At 68.8% G+C, this 18,102-nt stretch carries 16 protein-coding genes; 11 read left to right on the top strand and 5 right to left on the bottom strand.

Features of this window, described 5'->3' with window-relative positions:
• The first annotated feature begins 50 nt into the window (after positions 1-50).
• The 7 genes from KHC28_RS21530 to KHC28_RS21560 all read left to right on the top strand — a co-directional run bounded on the left by KHC28_RS21530 (position 51) and on the right by KHC28_RS21560 (position 5,807).
• Complete coding sequence (locus tag KHC28_RS21530) at positions 51-818, top strand: SDR family NAD(P)-dependent oxidoreductase (protein WP_246565090.1); 768 nt, start codon at positions 51-53, stop codon at positions 816-818.
• Positions 812-1,534, top strand: a complete 723-nt coding sequence (locus KHC28_RS21535) for an SDR family NAD(P)-dependent oxidoreductase (protein WP_214010422.1) — start codon at positions 812-814, stop codon at positions 1,532-1,534. Before KHC28_RS21530 ends, KHC28_RS21535 begins: the two co-directional genes overlap by 7 nt.
• Positions 1,535-1,557: 23 nt before the next feature.
• The gene (locus KHC28_RS21540) at positions 1,558-2,334 is read left to right on the top strand and encodes a creatininase (RefSeq protein ID WP_214010423.1); all 777 of its coding nucleotides are present in this window, start codon (positions 1,558-1,560) and stop codon (positions 2,332-2,334) included.
• Between the two features lie 19 nt (positions 2,335-2,353).
• Positions 2,354-3,325 (top strand): agmatinase, encoded by a 972-nt coding sequence (gene speB / locus KHC28_RS21545; RefSeq protein WP_214010424.1) that lies wholly within the window; start codon positions 2,354-2,356, stop codon positions 3,323-3,325.
• Positions 3,325-4,281, top strand: a complete 957-nt coding sequence (gene speB / locus KHC28_RS21550; protein WP_214010425.1) for an agmatinase — start codon at positions 3,325-3,327, stop codon at positions 4,279-4,281. The genes speB (KHC28_RS21545) and speB (KHC28_RS21550) overlap by 1 nt, the downstream gene beginning before the upstream one ends.
• Positions 4,282-4,422: 141 nt before the next feature.
• Complete coding sequence (gene dps, locus KHC28_RS21555) at positions 4,423-4,911, top strand: DNA starvation/stationary phase protection protein Dps (protein ID WP_214010426.1); 489 nt, start codon at positions 4,423-4,425, stop codon at positions 4,909-4,911.
• A 347-nt stretch (positions 4,912-5,258) separates the two neighbouring features.
• Positions 5,259-5,807, top strand: a complete 549-nt coding sequence (locus KHC28_RS21560; protein ID WP_214010427.1) for a MarR family winged helix-turn-helix transcriptional regulator — start codon at positions 5,259-5,261, stop codon at positions 5,805-5,807.
• Positions 5,808-5,888: 81 nt separating this feature from the next.
• On the opposite strand, the gene KHC28_RS21565 is transcribed toward KHC28_RS21560, so the two are convergent.
• The 3 genes from KHC28_RS21565 to cckA are packed head-to-tail and all read right to left on the bottom strand — an operon-like array spanning position 5,889 to position 11,718.
• Positions 5,889-7,517, bottom strand: a complete 1,629-nt coding sequence (locus tag KHC28_RS21565; RefSeq protein ID WP_214010428.1) for an alpha-D-glucose phosphate-specific phosphoglucomutase — start codon at positions 7,515-7,517, stop codon at positions 5,889-5,891.
• A 17-nt stretch (positions 7,518-7,534) separates the two neighbouring features.
• Positions 7,535-9,181, bottom strand: coding sequence for a glucose-6-phosphate isomerase (gene pgi / locus KHC28_RS21570; RefSeq protein WP_214010429.1), 1,647 nt, complete (start codon positions 9,179-9,181; stop codon positions 7,535-7,537).
• Between the two features lie 32 nt (positions 9,182-9,213).
• Positions 9,214-11,718, bottom strand: coding sequence for a cell cycle histidine kinase CckA (cckA, locus tag KHC28_RS21575; RefSeq protein ID WP_214010870.1), 2,505 nt, complete (start codon positions 11,716-11,718; stop codon positions 9,214-9,216).
• 294 nt (positions 11,719-12,012) lie between these two features.
• Between cckA and KHC28_RS21580 the strand changes: the two genes are divergently transcribed.
• A complete protein-coding gene (locus KHC28_RS21580; protein ID WP_214010430.1) occupies positions 12,013-12,912 on the top strand; it encodes a flagellar biosynthetic protein FliO in 900 nt (299 codons plus the stop codon).
• An 81-nt stretch (positions 12,913-12,993) separates the two neighbouring features.
• Here the strand turns inward: KHC28_RS21580 and dksA are convergent, their stop codons facing one another.
• The gene (gene dksA, locus KHC28_RS21585) at positions 12,994-13,410 is read right to left on the bottom strand and encodes an RNA polymerase-binding protein DksA (RefSeq protein WP_214010431.1); all 417 of its coding nucleotides are present in this window, start codon (positions 13,408-13,410) and stop codon (positions 12,994-12,996) included.
• Positions 13,411-13,760: 350 nt separating this feature from the next.
• The gene (locus tag KHC28_RS21590) at positions 13,761-14,624 is read right to left on the bottom strand and encodes a MipA/OmpV family protein (RefSeq protein ID WP_214010432.1); all 864 of its coding nucleotides are present in this window, start codon (positions 14,622-14,624) and stop codon (positions 13,761-13,763) included.
• Between the two features lie 173 nt (positions 14,625-14,797).
• On the opposite strand from KHC28_RS21590, the gene KHC28_RS21595 reads away from it, so the two are divergent.
• From KHC28_RS21595 to KHC28_RS21605, 3 genes are read left to right on the top strand one after another with little or no spacing between them, the layout of a single operon-like run.
• A complete protein-coding gene (locus KHC28_RS21595) occupies positions 14,798-15,310 on the top strand; it encodes a SixA phosphatase family protein (protein WP_214010433.1) in 513 nt (170 codons plus the stop codon).
• Between the two features lie 4 nt (positions 15,311-15,314).
• A complete protein-coding gene (locus KHC28_RS21600; RefSeq protein ID WP_214010434.1) occupies positions 15,315-16,778 on the top strand; it encodes a YcjX family GTP-binding protein in 1,464 nt (487 codons plus the stop codon).
• 2 nt (positions 16,779-16,780) lie between these two features.
• Positions 16,781-17,830, top strand: a complete 1,050-nt coding sequence (locus KHC28_RS21605) for a YcjF family protein (RefSeq protein ID WP_214010435.1) — start codon at positions 16,781-16,783, stop codon at positions 17,828-17,830.
• Positions 17,831-18,102 lie beyond the last annotated feature (272 nt).

Genomic DNA, 18,102 nt, shown 5'->3' on the forward strand with positions numbered 1-18,102 from the left:
TTGTGAATGTGAATCCGGGCGAGCATCGATCGGCTCCTGGGGGAACACGCATGACCGATATCGGCCTCGCCGGCCTTGCCGGCCGCACCGTGCTGGTGACCGGCTCCAGTCGCGGCATCGGGCTCGGCATCGCCCGTGGCTTCGCCGCCGCCGGCGCCCGGCTGCACATGCTGGCCGATGACGAGGCGATCTTCGAGGTGGCCGAGCGGCTCGGCGCCACCGGGCACCGGGTCGACATCACCAGCTCCGGCGACGTCGCCGCGCTGGCCGCCGAACTGCCCCGGCTCGACGTGCTCGTCAACAATGCCGGCCTCGAACTGATCACCCCGCTCGATGACGGCAGCGCCGGGAACGAGGCCGCCTTCCGTCGCATCGTCGAGATCAACGTCGTCGGCACCTTCCTCATCACCCGTGCCCTGCTGCCGGGCATGGGCGCGGGCGGGCGCATCGTCAACACCGCTTCGATCTGGTCGCGCGGGTCGGAAGCGATGTTCGGCGCCTATGTCGCCTCCAAGCACGCGGTGATCGGCCTCACCAAGACCTGGGCGAAGGAGCTCGGCCCGCGCGGCATCACCGTCAACGCCGTCTGCCCCGGCTGGGTGCGCACCGAGGCCTCGCTGCGTTCGCTCCATCGCATGGCTGAGGCACGCGGCGTTGCGCCGGACGGCCTCCTCAGCGAGATCGTTTCAGCGCAAATTCTCCCCGGTCTCATGGAGCCGGACGACATGGCCGGCGCCTATCTGTTCCTGGCGTCCGACCTCGCGGCCAACATCACCGGCCAGAGCCTCGGCGTCGATCGTGGAGAATTCCCATGGTAGCGCCCCACAAGGATTTGCGCGTCGTCGTCACCGGCGCGGCGAGCGGCATCGGCCTTGCGAGCGCCAACGCGCTGGCAGCCGCCGGCGCCAAGGTGGTCGGCTTCGACCTGCATCCGCCGGAAGTGGCGAACTGGCCGACCATCCTCACCAATGTCGCCGACGAGGCTGCCGTCGCCGGCAGCATGGAGGCCGCCGCCGCCCATCTCGGCGGGCTCGACGTGGTGGTGAGCTGCGCCGGCATCTGCATCGAGACGCCGCTCGCCAGCTTCGACGTCGCCGCCTATGAGCGCATGGCCAGCGTCAACATCCGCGGCCCGATCCTGATGGCCCGCGAGGCGCTGAAATATTTCGCCGGCGAAGGACCGGCGAAGGGACGCATCATCAACATCGCCTCCGAGCTCGCCTATCTCGGGCGCGCCGGTTATTCCGGCTATGCCGGCACCAAGGGCGCCATCGTCACCTTCACCCGCTCCTGGGCGCGCGAGCTCGCCCCGCACATCCAGGTCAACGCCATCGCGCCCGGCCCGGTCGACACCCCGCTGCTCGACTTCGAGAACCTGCCCGAGGACCTCAAGCGGCTGGAGACCGGCAATCCGTTCGGCCGCGTCGGCCGGCCCGAGGAAGTGGCGCAGGCGGTACTGTTTCTCGCCAGCCGGGCGACGGGCTTCATCACCGGCCAATGCATCAGCGTCGACGGCGGCGCGGCAATGCACTGAAACGACAACACCAGAGGAAGATCATGGTCGACAGCGTGCGTCTCGACGAACTGAGCTGGCCGGAATTCGCGGCGAAGGTCGCGGCCGGCGCCCCGGTATTTCTGCCGCTCGGCTCCACCGAGCAGCACGGCCCGCATCTGCCTCTGGGGGTCGACGTCGTGCTGCCCACCGGCGTGTGTGAGCGGGTGGCGAAGGCGGTCGGCGGCATCGTTGCCCCCACCGTCAACTACGGCTGCAAGTCGATGCCGCGCTCCGGCGGCGGCGAGCAGTTCCCCGGCACGCTCAGCCTCGACGCCCACACCTTCGCGCTGGTGGTGCGTGACGTCATCCGCAATCTCGGTCGCCAGGGCGTACGCCGGCTGGTGGTCGTCAACGGCCATTACGAGAATCTCTGGCCGTCGGTCGAGGGCCTCGACCTCGCCTTGCGCGAATTGAAGCGCGACGGCATCGACGACATGCAGGTGATGCGTCTCGAATATTGGGACTTCGCCACCCGCCCGACGCTGGACAAGCTGTTCCCGGCCGGCTTCCCCGGTATCGAGCTGGAACATGCGAGCCTGCTCGAGACCTCGCTGATGCTGCTGTTCCGGCCCGAACTCGTCGAGATGGACAAGGTGCCGAACGATGGCCCGGCAACCTTCCCGACCTATGACCGCTTCCCGATCCCCGCCGATTTCGGCCTGCCGCCCTCCGGCGTGCTCGCCGTGGCGGTGGGCTCCACCACCGAGAAGGGCGAGCTGCTGATGGCGGACTATCTCACGCACATCTCCGCCGCCATAACCAAGGAGTTCGGGCTCTGAGCCCGGCCGAGGTCTGATCATGACAGGACGTTTCGAGCCGCTCGATTCCGGCACCGTGCCGCGCTACGCTGGCATCCCCACCTTCATGCGGCTGCCGCAGGCCGAGCCGGCCGAGGTCGACATCGCCCTCCTCGGCATTCCCTATGACGGCGGCGCCACCAACCGCGTCGGCACCCGCCACGGACCGCGCGAGATCCGCAACCAGTCGAGCCTGATGCGCCGCGTGCACCATGTCACCGGCCTGTCGCCCTATGACCGCGCCCGCATCGCCGATTGCGGCGACGTGCCGTTCGACCCGATGGACCTGATGCGCACGCTCGACCTCATCTCGGCACATTATGCCGGGGTGAAGGCGGCCGGCGCGCTGCCGCTGACCGCCGGCGGCGACCACCTTGTCTCGCTGCCGATCCTGCGCGGGCTGGCAGCCGACGGTCCGGTCGGGCTGATCCAGTTCGATGCCCATTCCGACACCTATGACAGCTTCTTCGGCGGCAGCCGCTACAATCACGGCACGCCGTTCCGCCGCGCCATCGAGGAAGGGCTGGTCGACCCGAAGCGCTTCGTGCAGATCGGTTTGCGCGGCGCCATCTCCGACGCCGGCAATTACGATTTCGCCACCGCCGCCGGGGTGCGGATCATCTTCATCGAGGAATTCATCGAGCGCGGCGTCGCCGACGTCATGGCCGAGGCGCGCGCGATCGTCGGCGACAAGCCGACCTATGTCACCTTCGACATCGACTGCATCGACCCCTCGCAGGCCCCCGGCACCGGCACGCCGGAGATCGGCGGCTTCTCCACCCGCGAGGCGCAGTCTCTGGTGCGCAGGCTGGAAGGGCTGAACCTCATCGGCGCCGACCTCGTCGAGGTCGCCCCGCCGCTCGATCCCTCCGGCCTCACGGCGCTGACCGGCGCCACCATCTTCTTCGAGCTGCTCTGCGTGCTCGCCGGCGTCGTCGACTCCAGGCAGGCAGATGATTTGGGAGGCAAGTGATGGCCCACGGTTATGAAGGCGGCCGGCTCGACCTGCCCTTCGTCGGCATCTGCACCTTCGGCAAATACCCGCTCGAACTGGACTGGTCGAAGATCGACGCCGACGTCGCCATCCTCGGCGCGCCGTTCGATCTCGGCACCCAGTGGCGCACCGGCACCCGCACCGGGCCGCGCGCCATCCGCGAGGCCTCGACGCTGTTCTCCTTCGGCCATGCCGGCGCCTATGACCATGAGGACGACGTCACCTATCTCGCCGCCGAGACGACGCGCATCGTCGACATCGGCGACGCCGACATCGTCCACACCGACACGCTGCAAAGCCACGCCAATATCGAGGCCGGCGTACGCGCCATCCTGAAGGCCGGCGCGCTGCCGGTGGTGCTGGGCGGCGACCATTCGATCAACATCCCCTGCATCAACGCCTTCTCCGACGAAGAGCCGATCCACATCGTGCAGTTCGACGCGCATCTCGACTTCGTCGACGAGCGCCACGGCGTGCGCTTCGGCCACGGCAACCCGCTGCGCCGCGCCGCCGAGAAGGACTACGTGACCGGCCTCACCCAGCTCGGCATCCGCAACGTCTCCTCCACCGCCCGCGAGGGCTACGAGGCGGCGCGAGCCATGGGCTCGGACATCCTCAGCGTCCGGCAGATCCGCAAGCTCGGCACAGAGGCGGTGCTGGCCCGCATCCCGGAGGGCAAGCGCTACTACGTCACCATCGATATCGATGGCTTCGATCCGTCCATCGCGCCGGGCACCGGCACGCCGAGCCATGGCGGCTTTGCCTATTACGAGGTGCTGGAACTGCTCGACGGCCTGACCAGGCGCGGCACGGTGGTCGGCGTCGACCTCGTCGAGGTCGCCCGCGAATACGATCCCGGCGGCGTCACCGGCATATTGGCGGCGCAGGTGCTGCTGAATTTCATCGGCCGCATCCTGCACAACCGCGCCGCCTGAGGGTCGCGCGGTGCGCGCCGGCTCTTGAAGTCGGGCCGTCGCGCCCGATTTCCTCTCATCGACGCGACGCGGGGGGTGGCCTCCCGCGCCGGGGCGGTGCCATGATGCGCCGCGCCGGGAACGTGAACGAGAGAGACACATATGAGCGACCACAGCACCAGCAATGACGTGCCCTCCAACGCCAAGAAGGTCGCCATCGACCTGCTCAACAGCAATGTTGCGGCGTCGATCGACCTCGCGCTCGCCACCAAGCAGGCGCACTGGAACCTGAAGGGGCCGCAGTTCATCGCCGTGCACGAAATGCTGGACGGCTTCCGCACCCAGCTCGACGACCACGTCGACACCATGGCCGAACGCGTGGTACAGCTGGGCGGTACCGCGCTCGGCACCACCCAGGTCGTCGCCAAGGCCACCTCGCTCGAGGCCTATCCGACCGACATCTACAAGGTGAAGGACCATCTCGGGGCGCTGATCGAGCGCTACGCCAAGGTGGCCAACACCGTGCGCAAGTCGATCGACGAGGCCGACGAGGCCGGCGATGCCACCACCGCCGACATTTTCACGGCCGCCTCGCGCGACCTCGACAAGGCGCTGTGGTTCCTTGAAGCGCATGTCCAGGAACCTGCCTAAGTCGGGGCTCGCGTGAGCCGAGGCCGGGTTCCGCCCGGCGCGCCGCTCCCTCGGATGACCACGGCCGGACCGGCATCCTCCGGTCCCGCCGTGGCCCCTTGGACGTAGATCCGTGGCAATCGGGAGGGTCCGGAAGGCGGCGCAGGATAGGGCGCAAGGAAACCGGGAGGCACCCGAACCACTACTTGGCCGAAATCTCCCGTGTGCAAGCTAACGTTGCGCCTCACCTCATAATTGTCTTTTTCCTATCAGCATTTAGGATCCAATGGCTAGAGAATCGGTCCGGCGCCTTGCAGGTCTGCTGGAAAACAGCTGTATTGCGTTGGAAATTGGGGGGACAGTATCGCATGGCTGGTAACGCGGCTTCGTCCGGCAAATCGCCGGAGAACGAGTTTGATCGCGACCTCCTGCCGCCGGATAACCCCGATGCGGGCGATCCGGTCATCACCCATCTTGAGATCGCCCGGCTGATCGAGCGGGCCCACCGGCGCTTCCTCGACCTTCTCCGCATGGAGCTCACCCGGCTGTCGACCGACGACATCAGCCCCTCGCAGGTGATGCTGCTGTTCACCATCGGCGCGGACGAGCTGTCGGTGCGCGACCTCTTGGAGCGCGGCCACTATCTCGGCTCCAACGCCTCCTACAATCTCAAGCAGCTGGTGGATGCGGGCTATGTGAACCGCACCGCCTCGCAGCGTGACCGGCGCTCGGCGCGGCTCAAGCTGACGCCGAAGGCGGTCGATCTGTGCGAGCGCATCCGCGCCATCCACGATTCCGTGCATCGGCAGAACACCCGCGACGACGCGGATTCCCGCGACCTCGTCACCGCCTATAACGTGCTGCGCAAGCTCGAAATGCTGTGGACGGGTTCGCTGCGCTACGGCGAAGGCGCCTGAGGCGCCGCCCTTCCCTACCTATGCCGACAGCAAAAAGGGCGCCGAGGCGCCCTTTTTCTTTTCAGCCGCAGGCCGGGATCGTCAGGTGATGACGTCCGGCGCGCTGCGGCCGGTGCGGCCTTCAATGTCCGGCAGGCTGCGCGACACCGCGATCAGGTCGGCCAGCGCCGCCTGCGTCTCCAGCGCGTGCTTGCCGGCATCCGGCTCGAAGCGCTCGATATAGACACGCAGCGTCGCCCCGGCCGTGCCGGTGCCGGACAGCCGATAGACGATGCGCGAACCGTCGGTGAAGAACACCCGCACGCCCTGCTTCGTCGTCACCGAACCGTCGACCGGATCGTGATAGGCGAAATCGTCCGCCTTCTCGACCGTGAGCCCGCCCACCGTGGTGCCGGCGAGCCCGTCGAGGCGGCCGCGCAGATCGGCCATCAGCCCGTCGGCGGCGGCGCTGTCGACCTCCTCATAGTCGTGGCGGGTGTAGTAGTTGCGGCCATAGGTCGCCCAGTGCTCGCGGACGATCTCGGCGACGCCCTGCCGGCGGGCGGCGAGGATGTTGAGCCACATGAGCACCGCCCACAGCCCGTCCTTCTCGCGCACATGGCTGGAGCCGGTGCCGGCGCTTTCCTCGCCGCAGACGGTGGCGAGGCCGGCGTCGAGCAGGTTGCCGAAGAACTTCCAGCCGGTCGGCGTCTCGTAGCTCTTGATGCCCAGCTTCTCGGCGACGCGGTCGGCGGCGCCCGAGGTCGGCATGGAGCGGGCGATGCCGGCGATCCCCGTCTTGTAGCCCGGCGCCAGATGCGCGTTGGCGGCGATCATGGCGAGCGAATCCGACGGGGTGACGAACTGGCCGCGCCCGATGATCAGGTTGCGGTCGCCGTCGCCGTCCGAGGCCGCACCGAGATCGGGCGCCTTGTCCGACATCAGGAGGTCGTAGAGGTCCTTGGCGTGGACGAGGTTCGGGTCCGGGTGATGCCCCCCGAAATCCGGCAGCGGCACGAAATTGATCACCGTTCCGTCCGGCGCACCGAGCTCGCCTTCCAGGATCGCCTTGGCATAGGGCCCGGTCACCGCACTCATGGCGTCGAAGCGCATGGCAAAGCCGCTGGCGAACAGGTCGCGAATGGCGCCGAAGTCGAACAGCGAGCCCATCAGCTCGGCATAGTCCTCCACGGGATCGATGACGTCGACCACCATGTCCTCGATGCGAGCGATGCCGACCACGTCGAGGTCGATGTCGTCGGCGTCGGAGATCTTGTACTCGGTGATGGTCTTGGTGCGCTCGAAGATCGCGTCGGTGATGCGCTCGGGCGCCGGCCCGCCATTGCCGATATTGTACTTGATGCCGAAATCGCCGTGCGGGCCGCCGGGATTGTGGCTGGCCGAGAGCACGATGCCGCCGAAGGCTTCGTGCTTGCGGATGACGCAGGAGGCGGCCGGCGTCGACAGGATGCCGCCCTTGCCGACCAGCACGCGGCCGAAGCCGGCGGCGGCGGCCATCTTGATCACCTTCTGGATCGCCTCGCGGTTGAAATAGCGCCCGTCGCCGCCGACGACGAGCGTTTCTCCCTCGTAGCTCTCCAGGCTGTCGAAGACCGACTGGACGAAATTCTCAACATAGTTCGGCTGCTGGAAGACGGGCACCTTCTTGCGCAGGCCGGACGTGCCCGGCTTCTGCCCGTCGAAGGGCGTGGTGGCGACGGTACGGATCATTTTACCCCCAGATACGCTTACTTCGCGGAAACGCCGTGCGCGGTGAGATGCTGCAAGAGTCCGGCCGAGGAGCCACTCAGCGAGGGCGGCGCAACGCCGCTCTCCACCGCCGGCATCAGGGTGTCGGCCAGTTCCTTGCCCAGCTCGACGCCCCATTGGTCGAAGCTGTTGATGTCCCAGATCGCCCCTTCGACGAACACCCGGTGCTCGTAGAGCGCGATGATGCGCCCGAGCGCGTAGGGGTCGAGAATGCCGTAGGCCAGCGTCACCGAGGGCCGCGAGCCGGGGAACACCCGGTGCGGCGCCAGCCGGTCGGCCTCGGCCGGCGCCACGCCCTTGGCGACGAGCTGGTCGCGCGCCTCCTCGAGCGTGCGCCCGCGCATCAGCGCCTCGGATTGGGCGAGGCAGTTGGCCATCAGCATGGTGTGGTGCTTTTCGAGGCCCGGTTCGTGGCCGCGCGCGGCGATCAGGAACTCGACCGGCACCGGGCTGGTGCCCTGGTGGATCAGCTGGAAGAAGGCGTGCTGGCCGTTGGTACCCGGCTCGCCCCACACCACCGGCCCGGTGTCATGCGACACCGGCTTGCCGTCGCGGGTGACGCGCTTGCCGTTGCTCTCCATGTCGAGCTGCTGGAGATAGGCAGGCAGCCGGGCGAGATGCTGGTCGTAGGGAATGACCGCGCGGGTGGAGTAGCCGCAGATGTCGCGATGCCAGATGCCGGTCAGCGCCAGCAGCACCGGCAGGTTCTCCTCCAGCGGCGCGCTGGCGAAATGCGCGTCGAGATCGGCCGCCCCGTCGAGGAAGGAGCGGAACGCCTCGGCGCCGATGGCGATCATTAGCGGCAGGCCGACCGCCGACCAGATCGAGTAGCGCCCGCCGACCCAGTCCCAGAAGCCGAAGATCCGGTCGGAGGCGATGCCGAACGCCGCCACCTTGTCGAGCGCCGTCGACACGGCGGCGAAATGCGAGCCGACCGCCTTCTCCCCCAGTGCCCCGGCGAGCCAGGCGCGGGCGGAGCGCGCATTCGCCATGGTCTCCTGGGTGGTGAAGGTCTTGGAGGCGACGATGAACAGCGTCGTCTTCGGGTCGAGCGACTTCAGCGTGTCGTAGAGATGCGCACCGTCGACATTGGAGACGAAATGCAGGCGCGGCCCGTCGTGATAGGGCGCCAGCGCGATCGTCGCCATGGCCGGCCCGAGGTCGGAGCCGCCGATGCCGATATTGACCACGTCGGTAAACCGCTCGCCACCCTCACCGGTCACCGTACCGGCCCGTACACCCTCGGCGAACACGCCCATGGCGGCGAGCACGGCTTCGACCTCCGGCATGACGTCCTCGCCATCGACGAGGACCGTCTCGCCCGCCCGCCGGCGCAGCGCGGTGTGCAGCACGGCGCGGTTCTCGGTGATGTTGATGCGTTCGCCCGCCAGCATGGCGTCGCGCTTGGCCTCGACCCTCGCCGCGCGGGCGAGGTCGAACAGCAGGGCGCGGGTGGCCTCGGTCAGCGAGGTCTTGGAATAGTCGAGGAGGAGGTCGTCGAAGCGCAGGGAAAAGCGAGAAAAACGATCGGGGTCGGCGGCAAACAGGCTGGCAAGGGTTGCCCCGGTTTCCCGGGCGCGATGGTCGGCAAGCGTCTCAAAAATCCGGTCGACGTCGGCGCTCATAAATATCTCCGGCTCTGGCAATGGACGACAGCCTAGGATGTCGGCGCAAGGCTGTCCTTTACCGCTTCGATCAATTGCTTCAACGTAAATGGCTTCGGCAAAAAGCCGAAATCCGCGCCTTCCGGCAGGTTCTTGGCGAAGGCTTCCTCGGCATAACCCGACATGAATATGACTTTTATGTCGGGATAGGAGACCTGCAACTCCCGTAGCAGGCTCGGCCCGTCCATTTCCGGCATCACGACGTCGGACAGCACCAGTTGCACCGCCTTGCCGTGCTCCTCCATCACCTCCAGCGCCTCGATGCCCGAGCCGGCTTCCAGCACCTGGTAGCCGCGCGAGATCAGCGCGCGGGCGGCGAAGGCGCGCACCGCCTCCTCGTCCTCGACCAGCAGCAGCGTGCCGCGCCCGGTGAGATCGGCCGGCTTGGCCGCCACCTCCGGCTCGGCCAGCTTGACCGGCACCTCATCCACCGCCGGCACATGACGCGGCAGGAACACGCGGAACACCGTGCCGCGTCCCGGCGCGCTCTCGAGGTCGATGGTGCCGCCGGTCTGCTTGACGATACCGTACACCGTCGACAGGCCGAGGCCGGTGCCCTTGCCGACCTCCTTGGTGGAGAAGAACGGCTCGAAGATCTTGTCGATGATGTCAGCCGGAATGCCGGTGCCGGTGTCGGCCACCTCGACCAGCACGTGGTCCGCTTCCGGCAGGCCGGCGCGGATGTACTGCGCGGCCTCCGCCGCCGTCACATTAGCGGTGCGGATGCTGAGCGTGCCGCCGTCCGGCATGGCGTCGCGGGCATTCACCGCCAGGTTGACGATCACCTGCTCGAACTGGTTGAGGTCGGCCTTCACCGGCCACAGGCCGCGCCCCTCCTTGACCTCCAGCTTCACCCGCTCGCCGAGCAGGCGCCGCAGCAGCATGGAGAGGTCGCTCATCACGTCGCCGAGGTTCAGCACCTGCGGGCGCAGCGTCTGCCGGCGCGAGAAGGCGAGCAGCTGGCGCACCAGCCCGGCGGCGCGGTTGGCGTTCTGCTTGATCTGCATCACGTCCTGGAAGGACGGGTCGGTCGGGCGCGCATTGGCGAGCAGGAGGTCGGAATAGCCGATGATGGCGGTGAGCACGTTATTGAAGTCGTGCGCCACCCCGCCGGCGAGCTGGCCGACCGCCTGCATCTTCTGCGACTGCGCGAATTGGGCTTCCAGCGTGCGCTGCTCGGTGGTCTCGGTGGCATAGACGATGGCCGCCTCCGCCTCCTCGCCGCCATCCTCGACCGGGGCGAGGTAGAAGCGGGCCGAGCGGGCGGCGTCGCCGGCGAAGCCGACATCCACCGGGCCGGGCGGCGCATGGCCGGTAAGCACCTGCTCCAGCGCCACCACCAGCGCCGGGCGCGAGGCGTCGGCGGCGGCCTCGACCAGCCGGCGCGCCTGTCCGGTGTCGCCGCTGCCGAAATGGCGGGCGAACATGGCGTTGGCGCGCACGATCCGCCCCTTGCGGTCGATGGTGGCGATGGCGATCGGCGAATTGTGGAAGAAGCGGGCGAAGCGCACCTCCGCCGCCCGCAGCGGGTCCGCCTCGTTGTCGGCGCGGGAACGATTGACGACCAATGTCCGCGAAGCGCCTGGCGTGCCGTCGGCGGTAAAGGAGACCCGGTGCCACATGCGCACCGGCAGCCGCTGGCCGTTCTTGCGCTTGAGGTCGAGATCGAACACCTCGGTGCGCACGCCGCCGGGCATCGGCGTCATGCCGGTGAGCAGCGCGGCGGACGGACCGGGCACGATGTCGGCAACGGTAAGCCCGCCTGGCCCGAACTCGGCGAGGTCGTAGCCCAGCCAGTCGACCAGCGTGGCGTTGATGTAGTGGATCGCCCCGCCGGCCGCCGAGAAGAAGCCGGCCGGCGCATGGTCGAGATAGTCGATGACGTGCTGCAGCTCGAGGAAGGCTGTCTCCTGCCGCTCCCGCTCGCGCGTGAGGTCGGTCACCGTCCAGATCACCGTGCGGCCGGGCGCCGGGCGGGCGCCGAGCTTCAGCCAGCGCACCGGCGCGCCGGGCAGGCCGGCGATGCGCACTTCTTCCGAGACCGCCCGCCCGTCGCGCGTGCCCTGCGCCAGGCGATAGACCGCCTCCGAGGCGTCGGGGTCGGCGGTGAACAGGCGCTCGACCGGACGCACATCGTCCATCGACGTCGCGCCGGTGATGGCGATATAGCTCGCATTGGCGTGCAACACCCGCCCGAGTGCGTCGACAAGGCTCATACCTTCCGGCGCACTGTCGACGATGCGGCGGGCGAGTTCGTCGGACGGGTCGGGCATGCCGAAGCGCAGCAGCCCGGCGGCATAGGCGAACAGCGCGAAGACGCCGATCACCGCCAGCGCGCTGAGCAGGCCGACGATCCAGGGATCGGCGTTCTCGCGCCCGAGCAGCAGCAGCGACACCACCGCGCCGACGAGCGCCAGCGCGACCGCCAGCACCAGGCGGATGCTGCCGCCGATTTCGCGACGGTCGAGGGGGTGATCGTCGGGTCCGCTGTCCGCCATGTCCATGCCAGAAGCCGTCCTGCATCCGCGGCCACTCAGGGTACCGCCGACGCGCCGGAAGGCGAGTCACTGATTCCCTTTGGTGCCCGAGCACGCCGACAGGGGCAAGGGTGGATTTGGCGCCCTGCCGGATTTGCCCCAATTGCGGACCGGTTCGCCTGTAGGCTTGAGCGGATCCGGGACCAGCGGAACGCCAGCGGAAGGGTTGCCGCCGGCCCGGTTCCGCTCCAGAAAGAGGCACGATGCCATCGGAAGCCGCTTGGCGGCGGCCGTGGCACCACGGAGACAAGCTTTATGTTCGACACGCTCTTCGCCAATGGCAGCCTGACCGGCACCGGCGTTCTGGCCGCCATCGGCATCGGCCTCGTCCTTCTGGTCGTACTGGTGATCCGGCTCGGCCGGCGCGGCCGCCATCGTCATTCCGGCGTGGGCGGTCACCGGCTGGCGGTGCTCGACCAGGTGGCGATCGACGAGACCCGTCGGTTGGTGCTGATCCAGCGCGACGACGTCCAGCACCTCGTCATCCTCGGCGGCGGCAGCGATTTCCTGGTGGAGGCCGGTATCGGCCGCGCGCCCGCGCGACAGGCCGCTCCGCCGGAGCTGCCCCCGATCCCAGAGCGCGCCCGTCCCGCCGCAGCCCCTGCCCCGGCGCCCCGCCCGGCGGCACCGGTGCGCGACGAGACGCCGGTCGCGGCCGCTCCGGCGCCTGCCGCGCCCAAGCCTCCTGCCGCCCCCCAGCCTGTGGCAACGCCTTCGGTAACGCCTGTGGCGGCGGCGCCGGTCGTCGCGGCGCCCGCCGCCATACCGCCCGCCCCGCCCCGGCCGGCCGAGACGCCAGTGCCGGTACTCGACGCGCCCGGCATCGAGGCGGAGACCGCCTCGCTCGTGGAGACCTCCGGCACCCGGCCGACGGGCGGCATCCGGCGGGTGGCGGTGAAGCTCGATCCGCAATTCGCCGGCATAGCCGATCAACTGGAGGCGACGCTGCGCGGTCCCGCGGCGCCGGAAGCTCCTGCCCGCGCCGCGCCGGCGGAGACGCCGTCCCGCACCGTGCCGCCGGTCGCCCCGGCCGAGCCCGCCGACGAGGCGCCGCGCGCGGCCGCCCCGCCGGTGCAGCCGGCCCAGCGCCCTGCCGTCGATCCGGATTTCGAGAACGAGATGGCAAGCCTGCTCGGCCGCACGCGCCGCCCGTAGAAAACCATCTGTAGAAAAGAAAAGAGCGGCCCGCCAGCAAGGCGGACCGCTCTTTTTATTGGGCTGACACGAGAAGCCGGATCAGTCGTCGCGGTAGACGCGCTCGCGACGTTCGTGGCGCTCCTGCGCCTCGATCGACAGCGTGGCGATCGGCCGGGCTTCGAGGCGCTTTAGCGAGATCGGTTCGCCGGTTTCCTCGCAATAGCCGTAGCTGCCATCGTCGATACGCTCCAGCGCGGCGTCGATCTTGGCGATCAGCTTGCGCTGGCGGTCGCGGGCCCGCAGCTCGATAGCGCGGTCGGTTTCGGAAGAGGCCCGGTCGGCAATGTCCGGGTGATTCTGGTTTTCGTCCTGAAGATGCTGAAGGGTTTCCTTCGCCTCGCGCAGGATGTCGTCCTTCCACTGCAGCAGCTTGTGGCGGAAATATTCCCGCTGCCGCTCGTTCATGAAAGGCTCGTCCTCGCGGGGGCGATACTCCTCGTCGATAACTACCGACATCGGCCTTCGTCCTCGTGTTGCAGGGTATGCCCCTTTCGGGCGCAGCTTATAGCGTTCCAAACGGCACCGTACAACCGTCCTGATTGTCATCCACACGACATGAAATGGCGGATTTTTCAGCAGCTTGCGTGGAAATTGCAGGCAAGCTCGCCTTGCCGGCCTCGGTTTGCGGCAAACCGGCAGCCGAGCGGAAACGACCGGCGCGAAGCCTGCGTTCGCGCGATTCGAAACGGCCCCCGCCAGCGCCCCTCTCCGGGCGCGCTCGCTCCCCTGTCAAAATGAAAAACCCGCCCGGCGGCCGCCGGGCGGGGTCGATCAGGCCAGAGGGGTGCCCACGGAAGGGCGCTCGCTCACTGGAAGCCGAGGAAGAAGGTGTAGGACAGCGAGACGCCGGCCTGGAACTGGTTGCGGTCGCCGTTCTGCACCACCAGCGGGCTGTCGGCGGCATCGCCGGTCAGATACTCGTACTCGGCGAAGATCGAGCCGGTCCAGTTCGGGTTGAAGCGCTTCATGACCTGGCCGCCGACACCCACCGAGTAGATGCCGCCGCCAGCCTGGTAGGGCGCGAGGTTGTTGCCGAGCGCGGTCGCCGCCGCCGACTGCTCCGGCGTGATGCCGAAATAGGTGTCGACGAAGCCCGAGCTGGCCAGCTTCAGGCGCGGGCCGCCGGAGATGGTGAGTTCGCCCCATTCCGGCGCGAAATGGATGGCGTCGAGCGCGAAGTCAGCCACCACGCCGTCATAGCCGCCGAAGCCGTAGCGCACCTCGGTGCGGAAGCGCAGCCAGTCGAGCGGGTAGAACTGCAGATAGCCGCCGACTTCGAACGCATAGTCGATGTCGCCGAGGCCGCGCAGATTGGACGAATCGCCCTCGTCGCGCTTCCAGACCATGTTGGCGACCGGGCCGAGCTCGAAGGTGCCGACATTGAACAGCGCGATGCTCGGGCTGTCGTTGAAGCTGCTGAAGCGGCTCAGCTCGTTGGCGCGGTCGATGCTGATGATCGGCATGAAGCCGAACTCATAGTCGCCGGAGCCCAAATATTCAGGCTGCGCCATGACATAGCCGCCCAGCGTCAGCGTCCACTGACGATCGGTGGGCGTCTCCGTCTGGATGGTCACCGGCTGAACGGCGGACAAATCAGCCGCCTGCGCCAGCGTCGCGAATCCCAGCACACCCGCCGCGACTGCCAGTCCCGTCACACCGATCGACCGCATTTACCCAACCCTATGCCCGCGTTGCAGTCCGTTCATAGCTCAGCCTAGCCGAACTTTGGTTGCGGAAAAGTCACTTAACGGAAGTCGTTTGTCACAATACCACAATGACGGGCAATCGGCCGGGCGGCGCCTATATAGGGGCGGCGTCCTTTTTTCGGGTTCGGGTTCTCGCCATGCTGCGTCTGATGTTGTTCCGACACGCCAAGTCCGACTGGCCCGCCGGGGTCGCCGATCGCGAGCGCCCGCTCGCGCCGCGCGGCCGCAAGGCGGCGCCGATCATGGGCAGTTACATGGTGAGCTCCGGCCTCACGCCCTCGCAGGTGCTGGTCTCCCCGGCCCGCCGCACGCTGGAGACATGGGCGGCGGCCTGCGACGCCTGGGCCTCGCCGCCCGCCACCACCTATGAGGAGGCGATCTACGAGGCCGCCCCCGAAATGCTGCTCGACGTCATCCGCCGCCGCGGCAATGCCTCCCCCCTCATGCTGGTCGGCCACAATCCCGGCCTCGAATCGCTCACCGCCCGGCTGGTCTCGTCCGCCGACCGCGCCCGGCTGCCGGTGAAGTTCCCCACCGGCGGGCTGGCGGTCATCGACCTGCCGGCCGAGGCCTGGTCCAAGGTCGGTACCGGCACCGGCACACTGGAGCGCTTCGTCACCCCACGCGGCGTCGAAGCCGAGGAGGACTGAGGCGTTGCCGTCCTGGTACGAATCGCTGGTGGAGGAGGCCCGGCTCGCCGCCCTTACCCTGCTCGACCGCGCCGAGGAGCTGGCCAACCCCACATTGCGCCTCGGCATCACCGGCCTGTCGCGGGCCGGCAAGACGGTGTTCACCACCGCCCTCGTCCATGCGCTGATGCGCGGCGAGCGGATGCCGGTGTTCCGCGCCATGCACGAAGGCCGCATCGCCCGCGCCAGCCTCGAACCGCAGCCGGACGACGCGGTGCCGCGCTTCGACTATGAGGGCCATCTCGCCACGCTGGTCAACGAGCGCCGCTGGCCGGAATCCACGCGCCGCATCAGCGAGCTGCGCCTCGTCGTCGACTACGCGCCCGCGCGCGGCGGCAAGCGCAGCCTGACGCTCGACATCGTCGACTATCCCGGCGAATGGCTGCTCGACCTGCCACTGCTCGGCCAGTCCTATGCCGATTTCGCCGCGCAGAGCCTCAACCTCGCCCGCGCGCCGGCCCGCGCCGCGCTCGCCGCCCCGTTCCTCGCCGCGCTGGCCGCCACGGCACCGGAGGTGCCGGCCGACGAGGCGCAGGCGCGCCAGCTCGCCGCGCTGTTCACCGATTATCTCGCCGCCTGCCGCGCCGAAGCAGTGTCGATGAGCCTGCTGCCCCCCGGCCGGTTCCTGATGCCCGGCGACCTCGAAGGCTCGCCCGCCCTCACCTTCGCGCCGGTCGATCTGTCGCCGGGAACCGAGGCCCCGCCCGGCTCGCTGCACGCCATGATGGCGCGGCGCTTCGAGGCCTATAAGGAGCGGGTGGTCCGCCCGTTCTTCCGCGACCACTTCGCCCGGCTCGACCGGCAGATCGTGCTCATCGACGTGCTGGCCGCGCTCAATGCCGGCCCGGCGGCGCTGGCCGATCTCGAAGCGGCGCTCGACGGCATCCTCGCCGCCTTCCGCATCGGGCGCGACAGCTGGCTCGGCGCGCTGTTCCGCCACCGCATCGACAAGGTGCTGTTCGCCGCCACCAAGGCCGACCATCTGCACCATGCCAGTCACGACCGGCTGGAGGCGATCCTGCGCCGTCTCGTCGAGCGGGCGCTAGCCCGCGCCGAGAGCACCGGCACCGAGATCGACGTGGTGGCGCTCGCCGCGGTGCGCGCCACCCGCGAGGCCAGCGTCAAGCGCGGCCGGACGACGATGCCCGCCATCATCGGCGTGCCGGAAGCCGGCCAGCACGGAGCAGACGCCTTTGACGGCCTCGCCGAGGCCGCCGTGTTTCCCGGCGACCTGCCGGACAACCCGGCCGCGCTGTTCGACCCGACGCTCGGCTTTCGCGGCCTGTCGGATGCCGAGGGCGGCGATTTCCGCTTCCTGCGCTTCCGGCCGCCCTTGGTGATGCGCAACGCCGAGGGCCTTCCCCTCGCCTTGCCGCATATCCGGCTCGATCGCGCCCTCGACTTCCTGCTCGGCGACCGGCTGAGGTGACCATGACCGACAAATCCCCCGCGAGCGGGCATCGCCGCCCGCAAGCCTTCCGCCTCGACGACCCCGATGTCGTGGTGGCCGAGGACGGCCGCCCGGCGCCGCGCGGCGCCATCGTCGTCACTCCGAGCCTCGCCGTGCCGGAGGCCGAGGAGACCCCGCCGCTGCCGGCCCCGCCGCCGTCCGCCTCGCGCTGGACGACGCTGTTCTGGAGCGGCCTGGGTGGCCTGGTCTCGCTCGGGCTCGGCCTCGCCGTCTCCAAGCTGATCGAGGACCTGTTCGCCCGCGCCGACTGGCTCGGCTATGCCGGCCTCACCTTCGCGGCGCTGTTCGTCGTCGGCGCCCTCGCCATTCTCGGGCGCGAACTGTTCGGCCTGATGCGGCTGCGCACCCTCAACGCGCTGCGCGAGCAGGCGGCGGAGGCGATCGCCAAGGATGACCGCAAGCAGGCCGAAGCGGTGACGCGCGAGCTCATGGCGCTGGCCAAGACCTCGCCCCGCCTGTTCCGCGCCCGCACCGAGCTTGCCGGCCATCTCGACGCCATCATCGACGGCGCCGATCTGGTGCGCCTCACCGAGCGCCATCTGATGGCGCCGCTGGACAGCGAGGCGACCCGCCTGGTGTCGGACGCCGCCAAGCGCGTCTCCGTCGTCACCGCCGTCTCGCCACGCGCGGCGGTCGACCTCATCTTCGTGCTGCTGACCGCAGTCGGCCTCGTGCGCCGGCTTGCCCTGCTCTATGGCGGGAGGCCCGGCGCTCTCGGCATGTTCCGGCTGTTCCGGCAGGTCATCGCCCATCTCGCCGTCACCGGCGGCATGGCGGCGGGCGACTCCCTCCTCCAGCAACTGGTCGGCCACGGCATCGCCGCCAAGCTGTCGGCCCGGCTCGGCGAAGGCGTGGTGAACGGCCTGCTCACCGCCCGGCTCGGCCTCGCCGCCATCGAGGTGACGCGGCCGCTGCCCTTCGCCGCCCTGCCCGCGCCGGCGCTGTCGGACGTCGCCTCCGGGCTGATCACGCGCAGGGACAGCGAAAAAGACGAGCCGAAACAAGGTTAACGAATCGCTAGCTGAATCAGGACGCGAGCTCGGCCGAACCGTCACGCACCGCGGCAACGCCCCACGAAATCCGTGATCTTTCTGTAGGATCGGCCGATAAGCGGAATCGGCCGCTGACCGTCCTCGACGACCGCGCTGCCATCCGGCCGGCCACGTCGATCACGCCGCCCGATCCGGATGAACCGATCCATGAGACAGATGAATCGCCCTCTGCGGATCCGTCCGCAACCCACTGACACGACTCGGATAACGATCAGCACCAGTTCAGCCTG

The sequence above is a fragment of the Ancylobacter sonchi genome (genome assembly GCF_018390695.1).
GTDB classification, from domain to species: domain Bacteria; phylum Pseudomonadota; class Alphaproteobacteria; order Rhizobiales; family Xanthobacteraceae; genus Ancylobacter; species Ancylobacter sonchi.

Excerpts from the sequence above, each read along its gene's own strand:
- KHC28_RS21530 (WP_246565090.1), top strand. The coding sequence starts at position 51 with ATGACCGATATCGGCCTCGCCGGCCTTGCCGGCCGCACCGTGCTGGTG.
- KHC28_RS21535 (WP_214010422.1), top strand. The coding sequence starts at position 812 with ATGGTAGCGCCCCACAAGGATTTGCGCGTCGTCGTCACCGGCGCGGCG.
- KHC28_RS21540 (WP_214010423.1), top strand. The coding sequence starts at position 1,558 with ATGGTCGACAGCGTGCGTCTCGACGAACTGAGCTGGCCGGAATTCGCG.
- speB (WP_214010424.1), top strand. The coding sequence starts at position 2,354 with ATGACAGGACGTTTCGAGCCGCTCGATTCCGGCACCGTGCCGCGCTAC.
- speB (WP_214010425.1), top strand. The coding sequence starts at position 3,325 with ATGGCCCACGGTTATGAAGGCGGCCGGCTCGACCTGCCCTTCGTCGGC.
- dps (WP_214010426.1), top strand. The coding sequence starts at position 4,423 with ATGAGCGACCACAGCACCAGCAATGACGTGCCCTCCAACGCCAAGAAG.
- KHC28_RS21560 (WP_214010427.1), top strand. The coding sequence starts at position 5,259 with ATGGCTGGTAACGCGGCTTCGTCCGGCAAATCGCCGGAGAACGAGTTT.
- KHC28_RS21565 (WP_214010428.1), bottom strand. The coding sequence starts at position 7,517 with ATGATCCGTACCGTCGCCACCACGCCCTTCGACGGGCAGAAGCCGGGC.
- pgi (WP_214010429.1), bottom strand. The coding sequence starts at position 9,181 with ATGAGCGCCGACGTCGACCGGATTTTTGAGACGCTTGCCGACCATCGC.
- cckA (WP_214010870.1), bottom strand. The coding sequence starts at position 11,718 with ATGGCGGACAGCGGACCCGACGATCACCCCCTCGACCGTCGCGAAATC.
- KHC28_RS21580 (WP_214010430.1), top strand. The coding sequence starts at position 12,013 with ATGTTCGACACGCTCTTCGCCAATGGCAGCCTGACCGGCACCGGCGTT.
- dksA (WP_214010431.1), bottom strand. The coding sequence starts at position 13,410 with ATGTCGGTAGTTATCGACGAGGAGTATCGCCCCCGCGAGGACGAGCCT.
- KHC28_RS21590 (WP_214010432.1), bottom strand. The coding sequence starts at position 14,624 with ATGCGGTCGATCGGTGTGACGGGACTGGCAGTCGCGGCGGGTGTGCTG.
- KHC28_RS21595 (WP_214010433.1), top strand. The coding sequence starts at position 14,798 with ATGCTGCGTCTGATGTTGTTCCGACACGCCAAGTCCGACTGGCCCGCC.
- KHC28_RS21605 (WP_214010435.1), top strand. The coding sequence starts at position 16,781 with ATGACCGACAAATCCCCCGCGAGCGGGCATCGCCGCCCGCAAGCCTTC.